Raw genomic sequence first — 15,082 nt, 5'->3', positions numbered from 1 at the left:
ATTACAGAGAAGTACTCAAGAGGCTGAAGAGGCGCCCCTGCTAAGGGTGTAGGTCGGGTAACTGGCGCGAGGGTTCAAATCCCTTCTTCTCTGCCATTATATTATGGGGATGTCATGGTATCGACATGGATAGTTTGAGCTTATATGGCGAGTCGAGGGAATCGGCCTCGTAAAAACGATAAAGCCTAATAACTGGCAAACAAAACAACAACTTCGCTTTCGCTGCCTAATAACAGACGATAGCGGTTCCTCCCTCCATCGTCCATGTGGTAGGGTAAGGGACTCATCATAAGTGGACTACGCCGAATTCCACCGTCTGAGGATGAAGGAAGAGACGAACCAGACTAGCTGCTTCAATGCTTGTCAGTAGGCTAACGAAGTAAGTGAAATCAATTCTACTGACTACACTCGTAGAAGTATAAGTGCCAATATCTTTGCACACGGGTTCAACTCCCGTCATTTCCACTAAAACCAACCAACAAACAGCTTGAATTAGATTCATTATCCGATGATCATGTAATAGGTAGTTAGAATTGTTCCGCTGTAGCTCAGTGGTAGAGCTATCGGCTGTTAACCGATCGGTCGTAGGTTCGATTCCTACCTGCGGAGTTATAGTCCAACAAGGACATTAGGAAACTGGTCAGGGCGGGAACGCAGCAGCCATAACTAGTGAAATTGTGTGGGCTATTACATAGGACGATACAAAAACGCTAAAAGTCACCTCCAATAAAACGGAAGTGACTTTTTATATTTTTAAGAATTTTATCTACTTCGTAATTGTGCTTTTCCAGGTTACTCTATTTTTACTTTTATACAATCAATTGCGTTATAACCATATCCCTTCCTGTTCCACATTGGATCCAATGGTTGAATATTGCCTAAAGAATCAGTTGCTTTTGATTTTATGGTATATTCTCCTTCATTAAGAGCATCCCATTTATATTTCCATCGAACCCAAGCATATTTCTCGGATGATGAAGTCAATTGGCATGTATTCCAAGTTTGACCTTCATCCAAACTAATTTCTACCAGGGTAATTTGGCCTGTTCCTGCCCAAGCAATGCCATTAATTTCATAAACTCCCGTACGCATTAGTTGCATATTAAGTGGGTATAGTATGGTTGAGTTAACATTAATTGAAGTGACAGGAGTTTTGCTAGTATCGCTTTCTTTGCTCGGATAGTAAACGTAATCAATAGATTGAAATGGACCTTTAAATTCGTTATCAATCACAATAATTCTCTTTATCCATTTTACAGATGCCATGGCATACCATCCAGGGACAATTAATCTCAGAGGGAATCCGTGCTTGAAGGGGATTGGGTGATTATTATATTGATAAGCAATAATGGTATCTGGATCAAGGGCTTTTTCAATGGGTAAACTCCTCGAAAAATTAAAAAGTTGGTTAGAATCAGGTCTTTCTCCATAATCATAACCCTCAAAAACAATTTCTTTGGCAGTATCAAGCAATCCTGTGTACTGAAATAAGGATCTTAAAGATATACCTTTCCAAATCCCTTGACTTATCGCACCTTTCCCCCATTGCTCTCCAAACACTTTTGGGTTAAACAACTCTCGCTTATTACCTGAACATTCTAAAACAAGTTTTATTGTTTTTGATGGTAATGAGTAAATTTCCTTTAAAGAAAAGACTTTTGGGGTGTACACTAATCCCTCAATTGGAAGAAAATAGAAGGATGAGGCGAACTTGGGGTAAGGAAAATGGTTTCTTCTATAAAAGAGTTTTTCATTTACAATATCGGAATTATTAAAATGTATGGGTGTTTCCTGATTTTCAGGATCTAACTTCTTTGTAATCAGATAGGGGCTAACTTTGGGTAGAGGAGAATTTTTCATATAAATACCTCCTTTAAAATAGAGTTGCTACTTCATGATTATGTATTTTATGTATTATCATTCAAAATTTTTAAGTTTTTCTAATGAAATAAAATAAGTTACAAGCTCAAATAAAATAAGCTTTTTAATAATGAAAATAACCGGTAACAAACTCTCAGAATCTAATAAATATTTTGTTATTTACAAGATTCATATAAATGTATATAATCCCTATATAAATACTTGGAATTGATAGGGCGTGAGCAAATGAGTATAGGGATTACATTGATGGGTTTACTTGTAGGTTTTTTGGTAGGGTTAACGGGCGTAGGAGGAGCAGCACTGCTAACCCCCGTATTAATTCTAATAGGGGTTAATCCTTCAATTGCTGTTGGTACAGACCTTGTATATAACTCAATTACGAAATTCTTCGGACTTTTTCAACATTGGAGACAAAAAACAGTCAATTTTCAGATGGTTAAGTTATTAGCGATAGGAAGTATTCCTAGTGCGGTGGTAGCGATTGGTTCCCTTCATTATTTTGAAGCTTATTACCATAATCAAGAACAGATTATTAGGCATTCCCTCGGATACATTCTGATAGCTGTTTCACTGGCTATCATTATCAGAACCTTTGTGGAGAAAAAATTAAGACCGAATCGTTGGCAATTAAAACCTTTGAAAGAAAAGAAAATGCTAACCATTTTAATTGGCTGCCTTTTTGGGTTTATTGTCGGACTAACTTCTTTAGGCTCAGGTTCTCTATTCGCTGTGGCAATGATTTATCTGTATCAAATGAAGACATCAGAAATGGTTGGTACTGATATTACTCATGCGTTTCTTTTGGTAACCGTTGCAGGATTGCTTCATATTGGTTATGGAAATGTTAACTATATGCTTGTGGGTAATTTACTCATTGGCTCCATTCCAGGAGTATTGATCGGCAGTAGCATTTCTGCAAAGGTCCCGACAAGACCGCTGCGTACGGTTGTTGCTGTATTGATCTTTGTAAGTGGCCTAAAGCTAATCTAGGATTTGCAAGGATAATCATTAATTGAAATTTAGAAAAGGACAGTAAATATATAAAGTGTACCCGATGTAAAGGAAATTTTATAAAAGGTTATGCCACATGTGATGTTGTTGATGAAAGCTTATATACAGAAGCTGTCGCTGATATTCCAATTTTCAATCGTATTCGTGAGTTAAATAAACAAGATATGATGGCAGTTTATCATTGCCTTGAGCAAAATAATTAAATTAGAAGTATTTTTCTCCCACCCTGTTATTCAACTGACACATGCTTTAGTTACATTTTCTCCTCCATAATAAGAGCTAAAATATGAAGTCGTTTATTCAGTTAAATGGCGCATTAATTAAATAAAGAAGAGCACATATNNATATGTGCTCTTCTTTATTTTTTAAGGATTTTTTTTATTTAGGTCTTGAAAAAAATGGCAGCCTTTTTCTTATATTATGTTGAAGAGAATTTTTGGCGAACTTTTAAAGGTGTATATGGGGTATCACCTTCATTCTGAAAATTCACACTTTACAAATTTCGATTTGTTAAAAGGATTCAGCGATTGACAAAATTCGACCTATAGGTGTAAAATACATATATATTCAAATGAAAGATATAAGTTGACAAAAGATAGCGAAGAGTTTCACTATACTTTAGCTCTATATCCCTTCATTTCAAAAGAAGGATTCCATAGAGAAACGAATGTAAATAATGAGGAGGAACAAAAATGAATTCAACCGCGACAATGAAAAGCAAAAAAGGTCAAGTAGTAAAAACACAAATTGAAGGTGAACATCAAGAAGAAGTTATTGTATCTAATCCAGTAGTAGAAACAATAACACAAGCAGAAGCTCAAGAAGAAGTAATTGAATCTACGCTATTTGTAGAAACGAAAACACAAATGAATGCTGAAGTTCAAGAAGAAGTAGTTCCATCTAATACATATGTAGAAACACTTTGGAACCAATACGAGCAAATATTGGATCGAGCAAGAAAGTTCCACGATAGTAGTGAAGAAGCTTATCTTAAGACTGTAAAAGATGTCATTAAGTTCAATAAAGAATATAGAAAATCAATCGCTAATTTATATACAGGAACAAGAAAGATTAATAATGAAATCGTTAAAGGTGTATCCAGCAATTTTGCAAAAAATGACCTATTGAATCAAGAATCGGCTCAGCTTACAAATCGAGTAGAAGAAGCTTCTGAACGTTTAGAGAAATTGGCTGTAACGCCGATCAAATTAACTGTTGACCTAATCGAACGTTTAGAAAAGAACGTTGAAGAGAGTTGTGAAACCTACATTCACTACTCACGCGAAGGCCGCAGTGGCTTGCAAAAAGTAAGCAATGAATATGTGAAAATAGCAAAAAACAATCATAAAATGCTAGTAAATCTTCTAAAAGAAAGCACAAAAGTATTTGTTAGGACAAATAGATAATAAATCATTATTAATTTACACTTTAACAAGAAACTCACATGATTTGCTGATTCACACCCCAAGATGAAAATATTTCATTAGGGGTTTTTTTAGCTAACTGTTTTGTTAAGAAACTATTTGGAGGATTTTGATGGGTTTATGTAATGCGTATGCTTCATCTATTCAAGTGGAATTATTTGAAGATTTAGAAGAATTATATGATTGGTTAAAAGAAACAAAGGATGTAGAGATAATAGATATTAAATTTAAATCCATGGTTATTATTAATGAGATTGTTTTTAGAAATCGAGTCTTAGTCATTTATAAATGAACACTTAATATATTTAGGTTGGTTAAAAAGTACGCTCAGAGCTTTATTTGCTCAGAGCGTTTTCTGTACCATAAAAATTCTTGTTACATCATATAATATCTTAAAAAATTTAATCGATTTTCTGTTAATTTTGATAAAAAAGAAGGTGGACAACCAATGAAAGTTGAGTCTTTTTTATGTGCTGCCCCTCATAAAAGTGTAAGTGAAGATTCAATCGTATTAAATGAAAAGATAAATGTCTATGGGGTTTTTGATGGGGCAACTCCATTAATGCCATTCAAAGATGAAAACGGAATGAACGGTGCTTATTTAGCATCAAATATATTTAAAGATTATTTCTTAAGACTCTACCGAAGTAACCTTTCATTAGTTGAAGGAATCATGGCTGCTAATAGAATGTTGAGAGAACACATGGGAAAATACAAGGTGAATCAGGAAAAATATGAAAATCTTTGGTCAACATGTGCTGCAATTATAAAGATTGAAAAAGACGGAAAGATTTCTTATGCTCAACTTGGTGATTGTATGATCATTGCTGAGTATCAAAACGGAACCATAAAAGCCTTAACAAGGGATACCGTAAAAGATATAAGTTATAGAGCGAAGGCATGGCGTGAACAACAAAGAAAGCAAGGACTTAAAATTCCAGATGAGGAGTATTATCAGGATCTTACTCAACAGCTTATCTTTAATCGTTCATTAGCTAATAAGGAATATGGTTACACTGTAGCTAATGGAAAAAAAGAAGTTTTCAATCTTATTCAGCATGGTCAAGTAAATATCAGTGAAATCAAAACAATATTAATGATAACAGATGGCCTTTTTCATCCAAACTATTCAATTGAAGAAACATTTAAAAAGATACATAGAATCGGTTTACAAGTATATTCTTGTGCCTTTGAACAATATGAGAAAAGGAATAATCTTCGTTCAGATGATAAGACGGGGATCATGATTAAGCTTATGTGATGAGGAGAAGTCTACATGAAAGTAGAACCGGGAATGATTAAAGATCTTAATTTATCGTTTAAAGAACCGCTTATTGCTTTAAAAGATGTCATGTACATCATTGTACACCATACAGAAGAAATAGGTTGGGATATTAATAAGACGCATAGGTTTCATCAGGATCATCGTCTATGGAGTGGGATAGGATACAATTTTTTTATTGAGGAAAATGGTGAAATTATTAAAGGAAGAGGATACCATGTTGGAGCACACGCATATTCATATAATGAAAAATCAATAGGTATTTGTTTAGCTGGTAATTTTGATATTCATACTCCATCAATAGAGCAGCTAAAATCATTGAGTAAACTATGCATTTTCCTTTTACATCAATTTAATTTATCAACTACTCACATTCTGGGACATCGTGAATTAAAAGGGGTCACAAAAAGTTGTCCAGGTAAAAACTTTAATATGGACCAATTCAGAGAATCTATTAAGATGCAGTGGCCAAATGATAAAGATAAAAAGTGAAGTTCAAACAAGACACATGATAAAGTTCTTGAAAAATATGAGGTTAAATTTTTTAGTGTAAAGATTCGGGGCTTTAAAGAAAATAGAAATTCAAAACCAAGATGTATTTTGAGGGATTTCAAATACATCTTGGTTCTTCACTTGGGGTATGTCCGAGTAACGAAAAAGCCTAATTTCTCAATTTTAATGCTGAGAAATTGGGCTATTTATTTAAGAATTTCCTTAACGTTGTAAATCCGCATTTTCCTGACGGCCCCCCCTTAAGTAGTGGATATCGTCTTTTTTCCTCCCAAATTAAAGGGGATTAGCAGTGTTAATGGTTAAAGTTACTATTATATTATTTTTGACAATTTAGTTCAATTTGAGTAAGGTAACTTAGTAAGTTGCAAACAATAGTGTATGAAGTATCTTTTATTACATTTTTCATGATAGGGTTAAAAACTCTTACTATATATGAATTTTCCTTAAAATGTTCGTAGTAGAGATGAAGTAAACTATCATTATTAGGAGGAATTATTATGTCAAACTCTCAAACTATAGATAGGCTCGAACAGCAAATGTTCTTAGATGTTATCCGTGAACGTCGATCTGTTCGTACATTTGATCCAACAGTGCGGATCTCACGCGAAGAAATGACCGAAATGCTGGAGCTAGCAACGTTGGCTCCTTCGTCTTCGAACCTGCAACCATGGCGGTTTCTAGTCATCGATAAACTGGAGTTAAAGAAAAAGCTTTTGCCAATCGCGTTTAACCAACAACAAGTAGTCGAAGCTTCTGCCGTTATTGCTGTGCTTGGCGATGTGGAAAGCTACAAAAATGCCGAAAAAATTTATGGACAGGCAGTTGAAGCAGGCTTTATGCCGGCTGATACGGCTAAATCATTCATCGAACGAACAGTTGGCATGTACTCAAACTTGCCGCCTGAAGTGGCTCGTCAAATCGTATATACTGATGGAGGCCTTATCTCGATGCAGCTCATGCTTGTCGCCCGATCCAAAGGTTACGACACTGTTCCGATGGGAGGGTACGATAAAGCGAAGTTCGTAGAAGCTTTCGGAATTTCCGAACAATTTGTGCCGGTTATGCTCATTGCAATTGGGAAAGCAACAAAACCAGGACATCCTACTACACGTCTTCCTATTGAGGATGTAGCGTTCTTTAACGAATTGCCATCAGAATGAATCTCCCCATCACTAAAGCGAGGGGTTTCATAAAATGATAATACAAAAGAAACGAAGTATTTAAAATCAAAATAAAAAACTTTATTCTAACCCCGTTCTTTCTTAGAACGGGGTTAGAAGTGTTGAGGTACTACTTTTGACTAACTTTGTGACTTCTATGAAGTAGATAGCAACTAGAACCTTTCCCGTGACCATGTTCGTGAAAAAGCAAGTGAGGCTTAATAGTCTATTTAAAAATCATATAGAATAAGTATTAAAGAAAATGTAATTGAAAAGTGGGATTACAAGACTAATAGAAGATTTAGATTAAACGATAGGTAGAGGGGGACATAAAATGGAAGTAATCGTCTTAGCTGCTGGATATTCCAGCCGAGCGAATACATTTAAAATGACATTGCCTCTGGGGGAAATGTCCATATTGGAGCATACCTTATCTAAATTTGAAGGATTATGCAGCAGGGTCATCGTCGTAGCTGGATTTCAAGCGGAACTCATCCAAGAGGAAATGGCAAAAATCAGCAGTAAAAATGCCTATTCATTTCAGATCAAGTTTGTTCATAATGAAGACTTTAACAATGGAATGTTTAGTTCCATTCAAAAGGGCTGTAACGAAGTAACTGAACCAAGCTTCTTTATAACACCAGGAGATTGTCCGCTTGTTAAAAAAGAGACCGTTCAGCTAATATCAGAACACAAAGGGAACGTCGTTATTCCCAGCTTTCATTATAAAGGCGGTCATCCCATCAAATTATCAAGTGAAGTGAAACAGAAAATTCTCGAAACCAATCCAGAAAGCAATTTGCGTGCGGTCCTGGGCGGTTTCGAAAAAATGTACATAAATGTAGATGACCCGGGAGTAATAATGGATGTTGATACACTGGAGGATTACCAAAAAGCCTTAGATTATTATAAAGGATGATATATTTCGATACAGACTCCAGATTTGATATCTTTAAATGAATTAAAATTATTTTTTTATTGATCAATTTATAACTTTTATAGTTTAAGTTTCTAGAGCATTTCTTTGTAATAGGAATGCTTTTTATCTTTGTCTAAAATTAATAATTGTTTCACAACAAAAATATTATTAAAAATAATAAAAATTTATTGAAAAACGATAAAAAATGTATTAAAATCCAATTAACAATAAATTAGCGAGGTGCTTTTATGAAAAGAGGAACAACATTATTTTTAAAGATAGCTGATATTCTTATTGGAATTCCGGTTCTTGCTTTGTGTATCTTTTTGGTGCCTGAGATAGGGAATGTTGTAGCAAAATTGCTTCCAGAGTTTGCTTATATAAAATATCTCGTTTCCATCGTTTTTTATGCATCGGCGATTCCTTTTTACTTTGCTTTGTATCAGGCTTTCAAACTATTACGTTATATTGACAAAAATAAAGCCTTCTCGCAAATTTCTGTAATAGCTTTAAAGAAAATCAAAAACTGTGCCATCACAATCAGTATCTTGCATGTACTAGTCTTGCCGTTTTTCTATCTCTTTGCGGAGAAAGACGACGCCCCAGGAGTCATCTTTGTCGGATTGGTTGTACCTTTTGCTTCCATGGTGATTGCAGTTTTTGCTGCTGTTCTTCAAAAGCTTTTAAAAGAAGCGATTGATATAAAATCAGATAATGATTTAACGGTATAAGGCAAAAACATAGCAAATATAATCAGGATCAAAGTGATGCTGACTAAAAGAAAAATAAAGGTAATTGATTTGAAAACGTAAGGAACGCATGGACATTATTAGAGAGGTGTTTTCTATGAACCGAGGAGCAACTTTTTTCCTAAAGGGAGTTATTCTTCTTATTGGAATTGTGGCAATTGCATTGTGTATATTTTGGGCGCCTGAGATAGCCAGTAGAGATGCAGAAGCGCATCCAGAGACTGCTTACTTGCAATATCCCTTTTTACTATCAGCTTATTTATTATCTATTCCATTTTTCATCGCGCTGTATAAAGCATTTAAACTATTAATTTACATTGATAAAAACAAGGCTTTCTCTGAATTATCTGTTAGAGCTTTGAAGGTTATCAAGTGCTGTGCCATCACAATCAGTGCCTTGATTGTTGCAGGAATTATATTTGTCGCTATATATATGGAAGGTGACAGAGCAGGTGTCATAGCAATGGGATTATATTCGACCTTTGCTTTAAGCGTAATCGCAACCTTTGCTGGTGTCCTCCAAAGGCTTGTACATGAAGTCGTAGAAATAAAATCTGAAAATGATTTAATAGTGTGAGGTGGATAACTTGGCAATTATAATCAATATTGATGTGATGCTGGCTAAAAGGAAAATGAGCGTAACTGAACTTTCGGAGAGGGTTGGGATTACAATGGCGAACCTTTCCATTCTGAAAAACGGGAAAGCAAAAGCGATTCGTTTTTCAACATTAGAAGCGATATGTAAGGCTTTGGATTGTCAACCGGGAGATATTTTAGAGTACAAAAGCGATGAAGAGACTTAAAAATACGGATTGATTATGGCTAACGGGCAGAATAGATAGTGGAAATAATAAAAGTGATCAATGCGGCTTTAGCTCTATATTCAATAGGGCTAAGGCCGTTTCATCGTTTTTGAAAGCTATTATGATTATAGGAACTTTAAAGATTTAACAGAGGATTATTAAATTCCTTTATAATTATAACAAACAAAAAATAGATTATTTAAGGATGGCTGATAACTTGAAAACAAAAGCTAAATATCAAACTTGGATTCGAATTTACAAACTACTTATTTTTTTGGTTATTTCACTCATTCTTCTCTTGGTTACATTTTTACAGGTTAATTTATATCTGCGAGTCCTGTCAGGGATTTTAGCGTTGCCTTTTATTTATATAGCATTTATACTTTCTTATTCTGTTTACCAATTCGCAGCATTTGGGGGGAATTATCAGTCAAAAATACATGATTTAATTGTTGCCAAGGTGAATTTGGATGGAAAAGGAAAAATACTAGATATAGGAACAGGCAGTGGTTCACTGATTATTAAACTGGCAATGACTTTTCCTAAGTCCTTTTTAACTGGAATTGATTATTGGGGCGGGAATTGGGAATATTCGAAAGCTCAATGCCAACAAAATGCTGAAATAGAAGGGGTCTCTGATAGGATTGATTTTCTGAAAGCAAGTGCTGCAGAGCTCCCTTTTAATGATGATGATTTTGATGTAATTGTAAGTTGTCTAACATTTCATGAAGTAAAAGATAGAAGAAATAAAACTGAAGTAATTAAAGAGGCATTAAGAGTGTTAAAACCTGGTGGTGAATTTGTCTTCTTAGATTTGTTTATGGATGAAAAAATATTTGTGGATGAAAAAGAGCTCTTAAAAGTCTTAAAGAACCATGGTGTATCTGAAATGAATGGCTACAAACTTGCTAAAGTAATGAAATTGCCAAAGCTGTTATTAAACAAAAAAGTATTAGGAAATGCAATGATTTTGAGTGGAAGAAAATAAGTGAATACTAATTTGCTTGTGAAAATAGCAATGTCTTTTCTATTATAACGGTAACTACTAAATTTAGGAATTCATTTCCCGGTTTTGGGTTCCTTTATTTTAGCTGTTGGGTTTTTGGGAATATGCCCTTCTGCATGAGACCATCGAAATAAAGATTTCATAAAACGAATTCGATGAGCCAAACTTGCAGGCTTATGGACTTCACTTGATTTTGCTAAATAAGCTTTTAATTGAATTGATCCGTAGTGAGCGTATCAAGTTGAACATCATTAAAAAAGCGTATAAGTAAGCCGGACTGTAGTTTTTATGCTTTTAATGTTTGCGTCGAAAAGCCTTTAAGACGTTTATCAGATTCATACGTTTCCCATCCTTGAGATAATAACAAGTTCATCTCTCCCCAAAAAATTCTTTTTTTCAGGAATTATTGACCTGTTTCACGAAATTGAAACCGCACGCAGTTCTAATTAAGCTAAAAGGGCAGGTTAATTGAATAAGCAAATAAATCATAAAGGAGACTACCTGTTTTTTCTAAGGTAATCTCCCTTTTTCATCGAAGGATTTACTTTTTCAAACCAGCTGCAAAGAAGGGTCCATTAACTGTTATGGTTGATAGGATTTGAGCCATTTCTTGAGGAGATTCTTTCCTGCCACTATTCAACCATTGTTGAATTACTCCTATATGTGCAGACGAAATGTAAGAAGCTAAATATTGTCCTGGCACAAGTAAATTTTCCTCCTTAATAAGTGCGTTTGGATCATTTCCAAACAGCGTTTTCCACATAAAATCTTTCAGCCTTGTTTGAAAGGTTAAATCGCCTTTTGGACCTAACACAGCTTTCATAAAACCACTATTTTCATTAAGAAACTCAAATATTAAAACTGCAAGGGAAAATGGTGTTGCAGTCGATGAGTTAGTTTCAAGTGCAGCAATAACACCTGGTAAGTTCTTTTTTGCAAGTCTGGACATCTCAAGCATAATCTCTTCTTCGCATTTGGTGATTAAATCAAATTTGTCTTGATAGTGTGCATAAAATGTACCCCTATTAATTTTTGCTCTAGTTGTTATGTCCTTAACAGTAATGGTATCGAAACCATTTTCATCTATCAACTCAACTAGTGCATCTCGGATTGATTCTTTTGTCCGAATGACCCGTAAATCCGTATTACTATCTCGCAAGCTACTTCCTCCTTAATTTTATCCAACACATTTATTAAAGATGTTCCATAACCAACACATCTGCCATTTTTGATTATTGAAACAGAACTTGATTTCACTTTATAATTTGAATGTAATAAACAACAAGTTGTTCATTATTATAACGCAAAACCAAGGAGGATAAAAAATATGTTCAAAAACAAACTGGTATTGCTGTCACCAATCATTGCATTGGCTGTTATTTTTATTTTTTCACTAACATTATTTCCATCAGTACAGCCACAACCCAAAAATCTGCCTATTGCAATCGTAAATGAGGATGAGGGAGTGCAAATCCCTAATCAACCTGAAATGAATATGGGTAAAACCATCGTTGAAGCGATGCAAAAAAATTCAAAAGCAACAACAGATGAAGACACTGCTGTAAAATGGGTTGAAGTAATAACAGCAGAGGAAGCACAAAAAGGAATGGATAATCAAAAATATTATGCAGCATTGGTCATTCCGAAGGATTTCAGTGCTAAGCAGGCATCATTAAGGACACAAGCACCTTCTTCACCTGAAGTTCAAATATATATCAATCAGGGAATGAATACAGCAGCTTCAACGATGGCAGGACAGGTCTTGAATGGAGTAGTTGACAATATGAACAATAAAATTCGTACCCAACTACTTGATGGTTTTGAAAAACAAGGTGCAACTTTAACAGCAAAACAAGCTGCAAGTTTAGCAACTCCTATTTCAAAAACAGTCACAAATGTTAATGAAATTGGTACTAATAGTGCAAGCGGAAATTCTCCTGTTTCCTTATTTCAGCCATTATGGATAGGAAGCTTGGCAGGTGCTGCTATTATCTTTATCGCTGTTAGTAAATTATCAATTACAAATCGGAAAGAGAACCTTATCGCAAAGATAGGACAGATTTTAATAGGTGTGGTCGTTTCCCTTGTCGTTGGATTTGGTTTAACTTGGCTGGCAGGTGATATGGTAGGACTCCATATTCCACAGTTTACGGACACAGCTTTATTCCTTTCGATTACTTCCTTTTGCTTTTTCCTAATGATTTCAGCGGTACTTTCGTGTTTGGGAATCAGAAGTATCGGTATTTTTGCCTTATTGTTATTCTTTGGGGCACCATTGCTTTCTATGGCTCCAGAAATGATGTCTCCATTTTATCGAGATTGGATTTATTCTTGGTTACCAATGCGATTTATGATACAAGGTTTGCGTGATTTATTCTTCTTCGGTAAAGGATTAACTTGGAGTTCGTCCGTATCTACCCTTGTATGGATTGGAGCAGTAAGTATGGTAATCATACTAGCTTCTGCTTTAAAACTTAATTCAATAAAATACAAAACACAAAACCAAAAATTAGAGGGTTAACAATAAACAAGCCGTTTCCTTATGGGAAACGGCTTGTTTTAGCAAAAAGTTTGTGAATAAACGCACTTCAACTAACGGGCGTTGAACAAGCTAAAGGCAAAATTCATAATCATTATTTTGATCTTCCATTAAAGGGCGCTTTTCTTTAATAAGATTGGATCTTCTATAATCGTGCGCGATCATCTAATAAAGAATGTAAGTGTAACGTAAAAAATTGTTAGTATTCAGTTATGTTTTTGTTGACGAACGTACGTTCTGTAATTTAAAGTATATTTATGGGTAATAATGGTTGGTGGTTACTGCCACTTGGAAATTTCTTAAGCATTGTAAAAAAAGTTAGAACTAAGGAGCTGTTGAATGATGTCAATTAGTTTGAACCCGTATTTGTTTTTTGACGGTAACACGAGAGAAGCGGTCCATTTTTACGAGAAAGCGCTTGGCGGGAAAGTGATGGGTATCATGACGTACGGAGATATGCCGGCGGACCCGAATCATCCGTTGACGGATGACATGAAGGATCGCGTTATGCATGCACACTTGAAAGTCGGCGACGCGGATCTCATGTTCAGCGATACGTTCGCCGGCATGTCTTATCAGCCAGGCGATACGATTCAGATTGCCATCCATCCCAAAGAAGAGGCTAGAGCTAGAGAAATCTTCGCCGCTTTGGAAGACGGCGGACAAGTCATTATGCCCCTTCAGAAGACGGATTGGAGCCCCTTGTACGGGCAAGTAAAGGACAAGTTCGGCGTTACTTTCAACGTGAATGTCCCAGGAGAGCAACCGCAGTAATAGCAAACAGACTTCCGCTCCACCAACAAACAAAGCCTCCTGTTCGCGAATGGACAGGAGGCTTACTCAGTTGCAAATACAATGGTTGTGTGGCTAATGAGTAAATCATACGAGGCCAAGCTTCTTCAATAATCGTGCGCTTTTCTAGAACATGGAAAGCGTCTTTTTTATCGGGCCAGTTTGTTGAACAACACTTGGTAGTTAATTTAGATATTTATGTAAATAATTGAGATTGTCAAGGAATGTACTTAAAGTAACTGTCAGGTTAGTTGAACAAGAAATGATATAATATGGTATTAATTTGTATAATGGGAGTAGCTGTTCAAGGAGGTACAAAATGATTCAAATACACAAAAAGTCTGGTACTGTAATCATTGTAATACACGAAATTTATGGAATTAACCAACATATGCAGAGTTTTTGTGAATTATTATCAAAACAAAGTTTTGATGTCATTTGCCCAAATTTATTAGAACGAGAGACACCTTTCGATTATTTTCAAGAGGAAGTTGCTTATCGTAATTTTATGGATAACGTTGGATTCGCTTACGCTATGCATAAAATAAAAGATATATTATCAGATGTTAAAGATGAATACGAAAAAATATTTATCATTGGATTTAGTGTAGGGGCAACTGTTGCTTGGTTGTGTAGTGACGAAGAATGTGTCGATGGAGTAGTTGGATACTATGGTTCACGTATTAGGAATTATGTGGAATTAACACCACAATGTCCTACAATGCTATTCTTTCCGCAAGAAGAAAAATCATTTAATGTGGACGAGTTAATTTCAACTTTAGAAAATATCGAAATACATAAATTTAACGGAAAACACGGATTCAGTGACCCTTACTCTCCACAATATAATGAAAAATCAGCACAAAAAGCATTTAGTGAAATGGTGAATTTTTTAATGAACCATTAATTAAATATATAGAGGTGTTATTAAGATAACGGGTGCTAATGCTCAAGAAGGATCGCTGCGGCGGTCTATTTTTTCTTCCACTAACGAAGCCGGTTT

At 35.2% G+C, this 15,082-nt stretch carries 16 protein-coding genes, 2 tRNA genes and 2 other RNA genes; 18 read left to right on the top strand and 2 right to left on the bottom strand.

Annotation, left to right across the window (positions count from 1 at the left end; genetic code table 11):
* The first annotated feature begins 5 nt into the window (after positions 1-5).
* The 4 genes from COE25_RS18360 to ffs all read left to right on the top strand — a co-directional run bounded on the left by COE25_RS18360 (position 6) and on the right by ffs (position 694).
* Positions 6-96, top strand: a tRNA-Ser gene (locus tag COE25_RS18360).
* Positions 97-105: 9 nt separating this feature from the next.
* Positions 106-468: a transfer-messenger RNA gene (gene ssrA, locus COE25_RS18355) on the top strand.
* Between the two features lie 69 nt (positions 469-537).
* Positions 538-609: transfer RNA gene (locus tag COE25_RS18350), tRNA-Asn, on the top strand.
* Positions 609-694, top strand: an RNA gene (gene ffs / locus COE25_RS18345) — signal recognition particle sRNA small type. The genes COE25_RS18350 and ffs overlap by 1 nt, the downstream gene beginning before the upstream one ends.
* A gap of 98 nt (positions 695-792) precedes the next feature.
* Here the strand turns inward: ffs and COE25_RS18340 are convergent.
* The gene (locus COE25_RS18340; protein ID WP_098933627.1) at positions 793-1,860 is read right to left on the bottom strand and encodes a sulfite oxidase; all 1,068 of its coding nucleotides are present in this window, start codon (positions 1,858-1,860) and stop codon (positions 793-795) included.
* Between the two features lie 246 nt (positions 1,861-2,106).
* Between COE25_RS18340 and COE25_RS18335 the strand changes: the two genes are divergently transcribed.
* The 11 genes from COE25_RS18335 (at position 2,107) to COE25_RS18285 (ending at position 10,730) form a co-directional block, all read left to right on the top strand.
* Positions 2,107-2,871, top strand: a complete 765-nt coding sequence (locus COE25_RS18335) for a sulfite exporter TauE/SafE family protein (protein WP_088087184.1) — start codon at positions 2,107-2,109, stop codon at positions 2,869-2,871.
* A 713-nt stretch (positions 2,872-3,584) separates the two neighbouring features.
* A complete protein-coding gene (locus tag COE25_RS18330) occupies positions 3,585-4,298 on the top strand; it encodes a hypothetical protein (RefSeq protein ID WP_098933626.1) in 714 nt (237 codons plus the stop codon).
* A gap of 130 nt (positions 4,299-4,428) precedes the next feature.
* Positions 4,429-4,608 carry a hypothetical protein gene (locus tag COE25_RS18325; protein ID WP_088087186.1) on the top strand — a complete coding sequence of 60 codons (180 nt, stop codon included), beginning with the start codon at positions 4,429-4,431 and terminating at the stop codon, positions 4,606-4,608.
* A 156-nt stretch (positions 4,609-4,764) separates the two neighbouring features.
* Entirely contained in the window at positions 4,765-5,577 is an 813-nt protein-coding gene (locus tag COE25_RS18320) for a protein phosphatase 2C domain-containing protein (RefSeq protein WP_098933625.1), read from the top strand.
* Between the two features lie 15 nt (positions 5,578-5,592).
* The gene (locus tag COE25_RS18315; RefSeq protein ID WP_257208876.1) at positions 5,593-6,090 is read left to right on the top strand and encodes a peptidoglycan recognition protein family protein; all 498 of its coding nucleotides are present in this window, start codon (positions 5,593-5,595) and stop codon (positions 6,088-6,090) included.
* Between the two features lie 518 nt (positions 6,091-6,608).
* Entirely contained in the window at positions 6,609-7,271 is a 663-nt protein-coding gene (locus COE25_RS18310; protein WP_098933624.1) for a nitroreductase family protein, read from the top strand.
* A gap of 334 nt (positions 7,272-7,605) precedes the next feature.
* The gene (locus tag COE25_RS18305) at positions 7,606-8,190 is read left to right on the top strand and encodes a nucleotidyltransferase family protein (RefSeq protein ID WP_098933623.1); all 585 of its coding nucleotides are present in this window, start codon (positions 7,606-7,608) and stop codon (positions 8,188-8,190) included.
* 248 nt (positions 8,191-8,438) lie between these two features.
* Entirely contained in the window at positions 8,439-8,921 is a 483-nt protein-coding gene (locus COE25_RS18300; RefSeq protein ID WP_098933622.1) for a DUF2975 domain-containing protein, read from the top strand.
* A gap of 115 nt (positions 8,922-9,036) precedes the next feature.
* Entirely contained in the window at positions 9,037-9,516 is a 480-nt protein-coding gene (locus COE25_RS18295; protein WP_098933621.1) for a DUF2975 domain-containing protein, read from the top strand.
* Positions 9,517-9,526: 10 nt separating this feature from the next.
* Positions 9,527-9,742, top strand: a complete 216-nt coding sequence (locus COE25_RS18290; RefSeq protein ID WP_098933620.1) for a helix-turn-helix domain-containing protein — start codon at positions 9,527-9,529, stop codon at positions 9,740-9,742.
* Positions 9,743-9,947: 205 nt separating this feature from the next.
* Complete coding sequence (locus COE25_RS18285) at positions 9,948-10,730, top strand: class I SAM-dependent methyltransferase (RefSeq protein ID WP_098933619.1); 783 nt, start codon at positions 9,948-9,950, stop codon at positions 10,728-10,730.
* A gap of 559 nt (positions 10,731-11,289) precedes the next feature.
* Here the strand turns inward: COE25_RS18285 and COE25_RS18275 are convergent.
* The gene (locus tag COE25_RS18275; RefSeq protein WP_098933618.1) at positions 11,290-11,907 is read right to left on the bottom strand and encodes a TetR/AcrR family transcriptional regulator; all 618 of its coding nucleotides are present in this window, start codon (positions 11,905-11,907) and stop codon (positions 11,290-11,292) included.
* 168 nt (positions 11,908-12,075) lie between these two features.
* Between COE25_RS18275 and COE25_RS18270 the strand changes: the two genes are divergently transcribed.
* From COE25_RS18270 to COE25_RS18260, 3 genes are all read left to right on the top strand, one after another.
* On the top strand, positions 12,076-13,269 hold the full coding sequence (locus COE25_RS18270) for a YhgE/Pip domain-containing protein (protein WP_098933617.1): 1,194 nt from the start codon (positions 12,076-12,078) through the stop codon (positions 13,267-13,269).
* A 360-nt stretch (positions 13,270-13,629) separates the two neighbouring features.
* Complete coding sequence (locus tag COE25_RS18265; protein WP_098933634.1) at positions 13,630-14,061, top strand: VOC family protein; 432 nt, start codon at positions 13,630-13,632, stop codon at positions 14,059-14,061.
* Between the two features lie 337 nt (positions 14,062-14,398).
* Positions 14,399-14,986, top strand: a complete 588-nt coding sequence (locus COE25_RS18260; RefSeq protein ID WP_098933616.1) for a dienelactone hydrolase family protein — start codon at positions 14,399-14,401, stop codon at positions 14,984-14,986.
* The last annotated feature ends 96 nt before the right edge of the window (positions 14,987-15,082 follow it).

The sequence above is a fragment of the Bacillus sp. AFS031507 genome, assembly GCF_002584635.1.
In the GTDB taxonomy this organism is placed as follows: domain Bacteria; phylum Bacillota; class Bacilli; order Bacillales; family Cytobacillaceae; genus Neobacillus.
Note: the sequence above shows the minus strand (reverse complement) of the source record. Positions and strands in the feature narration are given on the sequence as shown.